This window comes from Pantoea sp. S62 (genome assembly GCF_016658625.1).
Classification (GTDB): Bacteria; Pseudomonadota; Gammaproteobacteria; order Enterobacterales; family Enterobacteriaceae; genus Pantoea; species Pantoea vagans.
In genome coordinates, this window is sequence record NZ_JACVVI010000034.1 from 1 (window position 1) to 11,284 (window position 11,284).

Annotated in this window: 11 protein-coding genes and 2 pseudogenes; 6 read left to right on the plus strand and 7 right to left on the minus strand. The window is 55.9% G+C overall.

What is annotated here, in order from left to right:
* Positions 1 to 138 precede the first annotated feature (138 nt).
* Positions 139 to 288: pseudogene (locus tag IBT54_RS24510) on the minus strand (DNA methyltransferase); the annotation flags it as partial.
* Between the two features lie 121 nt (positions 289 to 409).
* Here IBT54_RS24510 and IBT54_RS24515 point away from each other — a divergent pair.
* From IBT54_RS24515 to IBT54_RS24530, 4 genes are read left to right on the plus strand one after another with little or no spacing between them, the layout of a single operon-like run.
* Positions 410 to 937, plus strand: coding sequence for a hypothetical protein (locus IBT54_RS24515; RefSeq protein ID WP_201253270.1), 528 nt, complete (start codon positions 410 to 412; stop codon positions 935 to 937).
* The gene (locus IBT54_RS24520; protein ID WP_201253278.1) at positions 938 to 1,357 is read left to right on the plus strand and encodes a tyrosine-type recombinase/integrase; all 420 of its coding nucleotides are present in this window, start codon (positions 938 to 940) and stop codon (positions 1,355 to 1,357) included.
* A complete protein-coding gene (locus IBT54_RS24525) occupies positions 1,354 to 2,280 on the plus strand; it encodes a tyrosine-type recombinase/integrase (protein WP_201253271.1) in 927 nt (308 codons plus the stop codon). Before IBT54_RS24520 ends, IBT54_RS24525 begins: the two co-directional genes overlap by 4 nt.
* Positions 2,273 to 3,289, plus strand: coding sequence for a tyrosine-type recombinase/integrase (locus IBT54_RS24530; RefSeq protein ID WP_201253272.1), 1,017 nt, complete (start codon positions 2,273 to 2,275; stop codon positions 3,287 to 3,289). The genes IBT54_RS24525 and IBT54_RS24530 overlap by 8 nt, the downstream gene beginning before the upstream one ends.
* A gap of 43 nt (positions 3,290 to 3,332) precedes the next feature.
* Here the strand turns inward: IBT54_RS24530 and IBT54_RS24535 are convergent, their stop codons facing one another.
* Positions 3,333 to 4,190 (minus strand): LysR family transcriptional regulator, encoded by an 858-nt coding sequence (locus IBT54_RS24535; RefSeq protein WP_201253273.1) that lies wholly within the window; start codon positions 4,188 to 4,190, stop codon positions 3,333 to 3,335.
* A gap of 107 nt (positions 4,191 to 4,297) precedes the next feature.
* On the opposite strand from IBT54_RS24535, the gene IBT54_RS24540 reads away from it, so the two are divergent.
* The gene (locus IBT54_RS24540) at positions 4,298 to 5,272 is read left to right on the plus strand and encodes a quinone oxidoreductase (protein WP_201253274.1); all 975 of its coding nucleotides are present in this window, start codon (positions 4,298 to 4,300) and stop codon (positions 5,270 to 5,272) included.
* Positions 5,273 to 5,546: 274 nt separating this feature from the next.
* Here the strand turns inward: IBT54_RS24540 and IBT54_RS24545 are convergent.
* Positions 5,547 to 6,056: pseudogene (locus IBT54_RS24545) on the minus strand (DNA methyltransferase); the annotation flags it as partial.
* Between the two features lie 342 nt (positions 6,057 to 6,398).
* On the opposite strand from IBT54_RS24545, the gene IBT54_RS24550 reads away from it, so the two are divergent.
* Positions 6,399 to 7,361, plus strand: coding sequence for an IS110 family transposase (locus IBT54_RS24550; protein WP_201253275.1), 963 nt, complete (start codon positions 6,399 to 6,401; stop codon positions 7,359 to 7,361).
* A gap of 53 nt (positions 7,362 to 7,414) precedes the next feature.
* On the opposite strand, the gene IBT54_RS24555 is transcribed toward IBT54_RS24550, so the two are convergent.
* From IBT54_RS24555 to IBT54_RS24575, 4 genes are all read right to left on the minus strand, one after another.
* The gene (locus tag IBT54_RS24555) at positions 7,415 to 7,693 is read right to left on the minus strand and encodes a hypothetical protein (protein ID WP_201253280.1); all 279 of its coding nucleotides are present in this window, start codon (positions 7,691 to 7,693) and stop codon (positions 7,415 to 7,417) included.
* Positions 7,694 to 7,827: 134 nt separating this feature from the next.
* Entirely contained in the window at positions 7,828 to 9,393 is a 1,566-nt protein-coding gene (locus tag IBT54_RS24560; protein WP_201253276.1) for a methyl-accepting chemotaxis protein, read from the minus strand.
* 374 nt (positions 9,394 to 9,767) lie between these two features.
* Positions 9,768 to 10,349 (minus strand): hypothetical protein, encoded by a 582-nt coding sequence (locus IBT54_RS25310; RefSeq protein WP_236263706.1) that lies wholly within the window; start codon positions 10,347 to 10,349, stop codon positions 9,768 to 9,770.
* Between the two features lie 36 nt (positions 10,350 to 10,385).
* On the minus strand, positions 10,386 to 11,284 hold an 899-nt coding region (locus IBT54_RS24575), incomplete at its 5' end, for a DUF1281 domain-containing protein (protein ID WP_236263708.1).

An 11,284-nucleotide genomic window follows, 5' to 3' on the forward strand; every position in this document is an offset into this window, starting at 1 on the left:
TGTCATGTCCCGCAGCCGCAGGTGAAACTCGTAAAGCGACTCCTCCAGGTCATTAATGTCGTCGGTAAGCTGGTCGTTGCCGGGCGCCAGTGTCTGGTCTGTCATGGTGCTGTCCTCCTGGTCTGGTTACGGAAAAGGTTATGCGGCATGAGCGGCACGGGCGGCGCGCAGCTCACCCAGGCGACGCAGGCCGGCGGTGTGGTACTGCTCCAGCAGTTCGATCCCGATCCAGCGGCGGCCGCACTGGTCAGCCGCGACGCAGGTCGAGCCGGAACCTGCAAACGGGTCTTATGTGGTGGAGATCGTTATGTTGTGAGGAAGGTCTGAAAGCAGATGTGACGGGCAGGTGTATAAATATCAGTCAACATAATAGTTATCGGCTGGCTCTGACGTCAAAGGAGACGCTGCCATGAAAGAAGCTTTGTCGTCTCAGGTTGATGCAGGTTCGTTAGCAGCGTGCTCGTGCAGCAACGAAGATATGCAACTTGCTAATTTTGAGTCTTATATGAAGCATGAACTGGGGCTGTCGCCGTCAACGGTAAGCGGCCAGATTTTTGTTATCCGCCATTATCTGAACGCATGTAATGATGCCTCTGATACCGATACTTTCTCTTTCGAGGCAGCCGAGCATTTTCTGAAATACCTGAGCAGTTATCGTAACTATTCGCGAAAGTCTCTTCAGCACGTCACTCACTGCCTCCGGGCGTTCTTCAGGTATGGTGCCAGAAATGGTTTATGCCGCGAGGGACTGGCAGACTGTCTGCGTAGTACGCGTGTTTACTCTCTTGATTCTGTTCCTGAAGGGCCTGCCTGGGAAGATGTGCTACGACTGCTGAGAGACGCTGAAGGTGATAAACCCTCTGATATCCGTGCCACAGCCATTCTCATGCTGCTGGCCATTTATGGCTTACGGCCATCTGAAGTCAAAGCACTTTAGCTGAGTGACTTTGACTGGGAACGCGAACTGCTGACCATAGACTGTACCAAAACCAGACGCAAGCGAATTTTTCCACTCTCCCGACCGGTTGGGGAAGCGGTTCTGCGCTACCTGAAGGATGTCAGACCCCCTTCGCCTCACCGGCACGTTTTTCTGACCCTGTACGGCGCACGACCAGTCCGGGATATCTATATGCTTGTGTCCGAGCGGCTGAAAAAACTGAACGTATCTCTGCCTCAGTATGGGCCGCGTGGCCTGAGGCATGCCTGTGCAACAAGGCTGATGGAAGCCGGTATACCGCTGGATCAGATAGGTATGCACCTGGGTCATACGGACGCAGATGCGACGCGCATTTATGCCAAAGTGGACATGAAGGCACTGCGCAGGGTTGCGGATATTGATATCGGGAAATACCTGTGAAGCTTCAGAGCCTGATTGACCAGTTTATCGCCTACCGGCAGGCGCTGGGTGAGATATGGCTGGATAACTGTACACCACGCGCTTTTGGCCGGTTTATGGGAGCCGAAGCCAGCCTGGAAGATGTGACGCCTGAAAGCGTTAAGGCCTTTCTTGCCGGCAAAGGTGCGCTGACACAGACCTGGCATATCAAACTCAGTGGCCTGCGGAGCTTGTATCAGTATGCCGTCAGCCGCGGTCTGGCCGATACAAATCCGCTACCGGTGATGTCGCCCGCCCGGCCAGCGGCATTTGAACCTTACATTTACTCTCAGGCTGAGCTGATAAGCCTGTTTAAGGCGGCAGAGACGGTGGCCTGGGCCAGAACACTTTACGCTGGCGATTTACATCTTATCCTTCTGCTTATTTATTCCGCAGGCCTGCGCGTCAGTGAACTCATCAGCCTGAACCGGGAAGACGTCGGCCTGAAGGAATGCGTGCTGAAAGTACGCCAGAGTAAATTCGGTAAAACGCGCCTGGTGCCATTTTCCCCTCAGTTACGGGATAGGCTGTTAACAGTTGAAGCCCGGTATAACACTACTGAGTGCAGCACCCCGTTTTTCGTCTCGCCCGCCGGAAACAGGATATGCACTTACACGCTGCAGAATTACTTTCGCCGGTTGCGCAATGAGTGCGGCATTACCCGTCATGATGGTGCACGATACGAACCACGAATACACGATTTACGCCATTCATTTGCCGTACACCGGCTGACTTCATGGTACCGGAACGGTGATGACGTACAGCTGCTGCTGCCTCAACTGTCTGTTTATCTTGGGCACGTTCACCTCAGGGCCACGCAGGTTTATCTCAGCATGACGCCTGAGCTTCTCGAAGAAGCCAGCCAGCGTTTTGAAAATTATGCTCTCGGAGGAAATAATGGCTGATACCCGCCTGCTCAGTTCATGGATTCGCCGCTTTCTGCTGGAATACCTCATCGGTGAGCGAAACCTTTCAGTTAACACGCAGAGAAGTTACCGGGACATGCTGCGTCTGCTTCTGCCTTTCGCTTCCGAAGCGGCCGGAAAAGCAACCGATAAACTCCTCGTGGAGGATCTTTCTGAAGGCTGTATTCGCAATTTTCTGATAAGGCTGGGAGATGAGAGATATTGCAGTGCTTCTACCCGCAATCAGCGGCTGGCTGGCATCCGCTCACTGGCGCGGTTTATTGCCATGCATGCACCTGAAAACACCGACTGGTATGGCAGGCTGAAAAGTATCCCTCTGCGTAAAAGCAGCACAGCACTCATCAGTTATCTTGAGAAAGATGAAATGGATGCGCTGCTGTCTGCGCCGGACGTTGATACAGCTCAGGGCCGACGGGACCATGCCGTGCTTCTGTTTCTTTATAATACCGGCGCCAGAGCGGACGAAGTCGCTCACGTCAAAATGGGTGATTTAAACCTGAACATTGCAGCAGGGCATTACAATAACTCATCGGTTGTGATCCACGGCAAAGGTAATAGGCTCAGACGTTGTCCTCTCTGGCCGGAGACGGCCCGACTTTTGCAATTACTGGGCAGGGACCGCTTGTCTCAGGAAACGCTTTTCGTTAACCGGCAGAACAGGCCCCTTACCCGCTTCGGGATCCGAGATGTTGTAGTACGTAATGTTGCGGTTGCAGCAGCCTCGGTTCCGTCACTCTCACAAAAACGCGTAAGCCCACACACTATAAGGCATACTACCGCTACGCATTTGCTGCGAGCTGGCGTAGACATCAACACAATCCGGGCCTGGCTGGGTCACGTATCGCTGGCAACAACGCTTATTTATGCGGAAGTCGATATTCAGATGAAAATCCGGGCGCTGAAGATGTGTGAACCACATCAAAAAGAACAGCTCAGGAAGCCCTGGAAACAACAGGAAGATGTAATGGCCTTCCTGAAATCACTCTGAAATGCTTTGTCCTGTAAGTCCGGGAATAAACGTGTCGAAATATTCAGTCGGGCGGACATGCTTTGCTGATGACATCTGCAAGAAATTCCATAACGACAGCTGCGGAGGGATCGCGTCTCAGCTCCGGATAAGCGACCAGCCAGATATCCCTGGCTGGCGGACGCGATTCGACGGTCAGTTTTAACAGAGAACTGTCAGCATCCCCCATAAAACAGGGCAACGTGACAAGCCCCAGCCCGCTCCTGGCGGCCTGTTGCTGCGCCATCAGGTCGCTTGCCCTGAATATTATCCTCCTTCCTTCCAGCAGTGATTCCAGCCAGTTTTGCTGCGTAATATGTTCAAGAGAGCGCTCATAAGCAATGAATACCCAATTCTCAGGTGGAATTTCCTGCCAGGAATGAGAAGCATAAAGGCCAAAATGCATTGTACCTATTCGGCGGATCAACAAACCAGGGTCATCGGGTCTCGTCAGGCGGACTGCTATATCCGCTTCACCCTTACTGAGCTGAGCATGATGTGAGGCGCCTGCCAGCGAGAGCGCAATATCAGGATGGTTTTGAGTGAAGCCCGCTATGGCAGGTGCAATCAGCTGCGCAGCGACAGCTGGAGATGCGCTGATCCTTATGCTGACAGCAGGTGAAAGTGATAATGCTTTCGCCTGTATGTGAATCCGATCTGCGATCCTGTTCATCTCATTCGCCACCGAGGCAATAACTTTTCCCTGTTCAGTCAGGCTGGTTTGCCGGGGCAAACGTTCGGTAAGGCGAAGTCCGAGCGAAGCTTCCAGCGCCGTTATGCGGCGGCTTATGGTTGCGTGATCCACATTAAGTTCTTTAGCTGCTGCCGACATGGACCCTTTACGCGCCAGTGCGAGAAAACAATTCAAATCCTGCCAGTCCATTCATTCCCACCTTGTGCATATCCGCACATGCATAGAGCTTTTATACCCGTATTTTTCTCTATTTGAACGACTTTATAATTTTTCTCACTTAACCATGAGGATACTATATGCCAGCCGCAATAATTATCACCCAGCCAGGTGGACCCGAAGTACTCCGTACCACTGACATTGCCATTAAAGCCCCCGGCCCTGATGAAGTTCAGATCCGTCATGAGGTGATAGGCGTTAATTTTGTTGATATTTACTATCGCTCAGGCCTTTATCCTCAATCCTCTTCCCCAGCCATACTCGGCTTTGAGGGGGGCGGCATAGTGACAGCAACCGGGATTAACGTCCGGGCTTTTGCTCAGGGTGATCGGGTTGCCTATACCGGCAATCCGATGGGAGCCTATGCCGAAATAAGGAATATCCCGGCCAGTCGCCTCGTCAGAATTCCCACGAATATTGACATACGAACCGCCGGGAGCTCTATGCTCCGCGGACTTACCGCGCATATGCTTCTTCATAAAGTCAGAAATGTCAGAGAGGGCGACTGGATTCTTGTACATTCTGCTGCCGGAGGTCTGGGCCAGCTTGTTACGCGCTGGGCAACAATGAAAGGTGCACGCGTCATCGGCACAACGGGGTCTGCTGCAAAAGTCAAAATTGCACAGGCAGCAGGGGCAAAAGAGGTACTTCTTCATACCGACGCCGCATGGGCGGATAAGGCACGTGAAATTTCTGATGGTCGCGGTGTACATCTTGCCGTTGATGGGATCGGCGGAACCATGCTTTCTACAACGCTCAGCGTGGTACGTCCGTTTGGCACGGTGGCAAGTCTGGGACAACCGGCTGGTCCCATTCCTCCGGTACGCGTTGAAGAGCTGGGATTCACCCGCTCGATTGCACTGATGAGGCCAAGCTCAATGGCTTATGCTGATGACGCAGAACTTTACGCGCAGGGAGCGAGAGATCTTATATCTGCCCTTCAGAACGGACTTATAAACCCTGTCGGGGCTGAATATCCTCTGACTCATGCTGCAGAGGCACACGCAGACCTTGAAGCCGGGCGCACAACAGGAAGCGTGATACTGACTGTTTAGCACAGTATGTAATCAGAAACAGAAAACACTTCCTCAAAAATTTTCACCCCCATTTATCGAGTGTCACCTTTAAGGTCCGAAGAGGTATTAAACCCTGACACCTCTTCGGACTGATACAGAAAACAGCCAGCACTGGTCCATCCGCTTTAATACACGTCCCCGCCGATTATGTTGTCTTCATTACATTCAACCGCGCTACGGGTAAGGCCTGACAGCGCAAAATGAACATAACGATTGCCGCTACATAAGACCCGTTATGTTGAGCTCAACATAACGGGTCTAAAACGAGATCGCCGGGCTTCGTGAAGGTTTCGATAAGCGGCTGCAACACGCTCACCGGCTTTTCGGTGGGGTGGTGCCGGTTGCCCGTGTACTGCCAGGGCATCACGTCGGGTAAAGGCTTCGCCGGCAGCGGCGGGCGCCCTTTAGCCAGCAGGTAGGCGCTTTCATGCTGATACCCGACAAATGCCGATTTCGATGCGTATGTTTTGGTAAACACAAGGTGCCCGACGACGCGAAAGCCCGCCGCTTTCCATGCCTGCATAAAGACGTCCACGCGGTTCCAGCCGTAGAAGCTCACCGCCAGGCTGTTGTTTTTGAGCACGCGGTACATTTCACGACTGGCCGGCAGCACCCACTCATCGCTCACGTCGTTGGCGATTGAACGGCCGGAGCGGTCCTTAAAGCCGACGAGGTACGGGGGATCGGTCAGAATGAAGTCGATGCTGTTATCCGGAAAGCCGGCCATGATCTCTACGCTGTCGCCACGCATGAATCGGGACATAGTTATGCTCCTCAGTGTCAGGGGGCACCCCTGTGGTGCCGTGACCACCACAAAGACGGGCGTAAAGCGGAGCAGGCAGGGGCGGACGCGCAAGCCGCACGCGCCGCCGGAGCGGACTGAATGTCCCGCGCACGGCGGGGAACGGGTGAGCAGGACGGCGAAGCTTCCCTTATATGACGGGGAATATGTAGACTGACTCTGCAGGTCTGGCGAGGTCCGTGCAGCACGGGAAGCTTCCTGGGCGTCAGAGCCCGAAGGCAAGCGAACGCGCACGGACTGGGCCACTCATCATTAGCCCGGACAGTTGTCTGAACCCGAATTCGTATCGTAAGGAGGGGCACCATGAGCCAGCCGGATTTGCAGTGCATCGGGATTGACGTGGCCAAGGCCACGCTGGATGTGTCAGGAACAGAAAACCTGGCCTCTTTTACCGTCAGCAATGACGGGGCAGGCTTTACAGAAATCGCAGACAGGCTTAGCGGACGTAATATCTCGCTGATCCTGATGGAGGCCACCGGCGGGCTTGAGGCACCGGTTGCAGGGTACCTGCAGTCAGAAGGCTATGACGTGGTCATCATCAACCCGCGCCAGGCGCGCGATTTTGCCCGGGCCATGGGTCACCTGGCGAAAACGGACCGGCTGGACGCCGCCATGCTGGCACAGCTGGCGCGCGTGATCGACGGCCATCCTGACCGCAGCCGCTATATCAGGCTGATGCCGGACGCGGCCCGGCAGGCGCTGACGGCTCTGGTGGTGAGGCGCCGCCAGCTGAATCAGATGCTGGTTGCGGAACGTAACCGGCTTTACCCGTCCCGCGCCGGTGGCCGTGAGAGTATTGGCCGGATCATGGCGGTACTGGAAGCCGAGCTTGCCCTGGTGACCCGCCAGATGAACCGTCAGCTGCGGCAGCATTTCCGTGAGCAGGCCCGGCTTTTAACCAGCGTAAAGGGCGTGGCGGACATCACCGCCGCCACCCTGCTGGCCGAACTGCCGGAGCTGGGCACCCTGACCCGCCGCGAAATCAGCGCGCTTGTCGGGGTTGCCCCCGTTAACCGGGATTCAGGAAAAATGCGCGGCCGGCGCACAATTTTCGGCGGCAGGGCCGGCGTGCGCGGCACGCTTTATATGGCAGTGATCACCGCCATCCAGTTTAACCCGGCGATCAGGACGTTCTATATCAGGCTTGTCGCGGCCGGTAAGGCGAAAAAGGTGGCGCTGGTCGCCTGCATGCGCAAGCTTCTGACCATACTCAACGCCATGGTCAGAAGCGGGTCTTACTGGGAGGACCATTCCGCGCCATCCTGATTATTCTGTCTCAGTCATAAAATAAATTCAGATCAACGCTGAAGGTGAGGTGATTAAGGCTGTTCTGATGCCACCCTGAAAAAGTTCCGCAGGGCCATCAGCGCCCGGCCGGTCATGGCTATTTCCGACACCATCACGGCGTCGTGCTGATTCAGCCACGCAATAAAGCTGGCGTCGGCCATGTAGGGGCCGAACGAACGGAACGCCAGCGTCAGGTGCGTCAGGTTATTGGCCCAGACGTCCAGCGAGCGATACTCGCCTTCGCTGAGCTGCGTAAGCAACTCGTCAGTCTGCGCCTTGATTTCGGTAACGTGCTGATACTTTTCATGCATGCGGTTGCGGACCTCGCGGTAACAATTTTTTGCTTACTGCGTAAAGCTTTTATACTCAGCTCAGTACTACACAGTCCTCAGAAGACGGCGGGAGCGAACTTTCGCTTATTGTGTCCGCCGTCCTCTCACGTGCTTTACAGCCTGAAGGTCTCCACCATGTCGCGCAGCGCGTGCGCCTGCTCAGACAGTGACTGTGACGCAGAAGAGGATTCCTCAACCAGCGCGGCGTTGTTCTGCGTGACGCCGTCCATCTGACTGACGGCAACGCTGACCTGAGAGATACCCTGCATCTGTTCGGATGAAGCCAGTGAAATGTTATCCATGGCCTCCGCCAGCTCGCCCACCATGCCGACGATTTTGAGGATGCTCTGCCCCGTCCCTGCCGCCACCTCCACGCCGCTTTCCACCTGAGTCACGGCCTGCTCAATCAGCTGCTTGATATCACGCGCGGCAGTGGCGCTGCGCTGGGCCAGCGTTCTGACCTCCCCGGCCACCACGGCAAATCCCCGCCCCTCTTCACCGGCCCGGGCGGCCTCCACCGCCGCGTTGAGGGCGAGAATGTTGGTCTGAAAAGCGATGCTCTCAATGACGGCGGTAATGTCCCGCACCTTCGTCGCACTCAGCGAGATGGCGTTCATGGTCTCGGACATGCGCGCCACATCCGCTTCGCCCGTGCGGGCAAGAGATGCAGTTTCACGTGCAGAATCGGCAGTCTGCTGCGCGCCTGCCGTATTGCTTTTCACCGTAGCGGTAAGCTGCTCCATACTGGCGGCCGTTTCCTGCAGGGCGGCGGCCTGCTGCTCGGTGCGGGAGGAGAGCTCAGTATTGCCCTGAGAAATTTCATCCGCGGCCAGTGCCACTGACGCGGATGTATCTTTGATCTGCGAAACCAGTCCCCGGAGATTAGCCTGCATACCGTCAAGCGAGGCCAGCAGGCTGCCTGTGTCGTTACGGCGCAGTATGACCGGTGTCGTCAGGTCTCCTGCCGCAATCGCAGCCGCCAGCGACTGTGCCTGCGCGGGTTCACCGCCGAGCTGTATCCGCAGGCTGTGTACAATCAGCCAGCCCAAAAGGCCGCTGAGTGCAAACGCCAGTGTGGCGCATGAAAAGATGATGATTCTGGATGAGCGGAATTCCTCTCTTGCCGTGGTGACAAGTCGTTCATTTTCGCCCTGTTCATATGTCACAATGTCTGTAGCGTGGTACAGAACAGGAATAAGCTTTGGCCTGACCTCCGTTTTCATCAGAACTTTCGCCGCTTCAGCCTGCCCTGCAACGGCAAGGTCGCTCACCCTGTTCAGGCCGTCAGAAAGTACACCCTGACTGGACAGGATGTCCTGATAAAATTTTTCTTCCTGCGGCGTACGGTCGGCCGCCGCAAACAGCTGAATCAGTCGCGCCTGTGACTTGCTGAAATTTTCCAGATGCTTTGCAAGATTTACCTTCTCCTTGGCCAGCAGATCCGGGTCACTCCATATAAGCATATTGCGAACCGTCACTGAGGCGTTATAGGAAGCGGCCTGCATCGCCGCCGCAGCTGTTATCTGTTCATTGTTGTTACTGGTAATATCATCAAGCACATCATTGGTTTTACTCAGCTCGAATGTTCCCATTAGGGTAATGAAAACAAGAAACCCCAGTGCGACAGCAAACCCCGCAGTTAAGCGGGCTGGGATGGAAAATCGTAGCAAAAAATTCATCGTGATGTCCTCCGGGCGGGCTTATTGCCGCACAGGAGTTATCGGTTCGTGACTGATAAGCCTTAAATTAATCTTTCTGTAGAAAATTCCTTCGTATTCTCACAGCTGCTGCTGGAGGATAAGCATTTGTGTCCATTAAATTTCAAAATCCACACACACTCTGTCTTTCTTTCAGCAGGAGAAAAATCATCATCAGACAGTCGTGAACACAGTTGCTTGCAGGCGAAGCGGCCCGGCTACCGTGAGGGCACGGCACTTTATCCCTGCCGGTTTCCGGCCGCAGGACGGGAAGCGGCAAAAGAGGCGGAGCGAAGCGACATCCTTATCCCTTACAGATGAGATGCCGCCGGTCGGGGCGGCATCGGGTGAAAAAGTCAGGGCCGGTAATCTTCCCACCGGCAGTCGCTGTGGTCGCAGATGACGGGCGCATCCGGCGAACCGCTTACCATCCACTCATCGAGGAACCGCAGGCCGGCCAGCGCCTGTGCCTCACGTTCTTCAGGCAGAACGATGCTCTTCAGCCAGACGCTGCCCCGATCAAACTGCCAGTAGCAGCCCTGCGAACAGACGGGACGTTCCGGCGGCCACCAGGTTTCCCCCATCCATTCGCATGCGGCTTCGGCCAGCCTAAGATCCTGACCGGTGAGCAGCATGTGGTATTCGTGTGAAGTGCTGCCTGTCTCTTCCTGATAACTGACCAGCCAGATAGTCATTCTGCTTCCCTCCGGGCCTTCACGTTTTCTGCACAGTCGCGCATAAATCCCCAGCTTGAGGCTGACGTCAGCATCCAGTGTCCTGTCCGCCAGTTCGATCGCTGCAGTCACTTCACCGGGCGTAAGTTCCGGGTCAATGTCCTCAAAGTCGTCCGCCATCCAGATATGGGCTACGCACGGCGTATCCGGAGCAAATCCCGACAGGCTGGCCATCAGGCCCGCAAGAGTAAGTTCTCTTTTCATCATTCTGTCCGGCGGGGCTTCCCCCGCCGCCTCCCGTCAGCCGCCATAATGGCCGATGTTGTTTACTATCCAGTCCGGCCCGGTCACGTACGTTATCCCGTCCTCATCCTCATCTCCCCACTCCAGCTCACTGCAGAGGCTGTCGGTCAGTTCGCCGTCACTGTAAACGGCAAACCCGCAGAAGCTGCAGCCGCTTTCGGCGTACCAGTGCTCAGCAGTCACACCGAAACGGCTGCTCAGGACTTCAAATACCCGGCCGTCCGGCGGAGACCAGGGGGTGTCAAAATCCACCTCCAGAAAGTCCGGCCCGCAATCACCTACTTCCAGTGCGTACCCCACCGGCCACTTCACGCCGTACTGCGCGATATAAAACTCATAGCCGCCCGGCACACCGTCCAGCAGGCCACCGTTGAAGCCGTTGATTTCCACATCGAGACGGGTGGGGAGCAGCAGGCGCATGTCAAACTCAGCCGAATCCTCTGCAGTAACATCGCTATCGCACGTGCGGCTCCAGAATTCGCTCAGATTGCTCCCGCTCACGCCTGACCAGTCGAAAGACTTACGCTGCCACCGGACATCCATTACTGCCCTGACCTCATCATCCAGCGCATCCCACGTGCGGCTGCGGAGTCCGGTGGCCAGCCACAGGTCATGCAGCCGGTCACAGGTTTTGTCCGTCAGTTCTGCGCCGTCGCGCAGCTGCGCGAGCCACTGCGTAAAGGCGCGGTTTTCCGGCGAGTCTTCGCCCTGCCCCGCTGCCGTCAGCGCCGGGAAAGGTGCATACGTTTCGTCCGTCACCGGGCGCAGCAGACCGGCGCAGCCCGCCAGGAACAGCTGGATACCCTCTCTTTCCGCCCGCGCATATGCAGGACGCACCTCTCCCCGCATCAGTGCCCGCAGCTGACTCACGTTCTCCGCCAGGCCGGTCACACGCA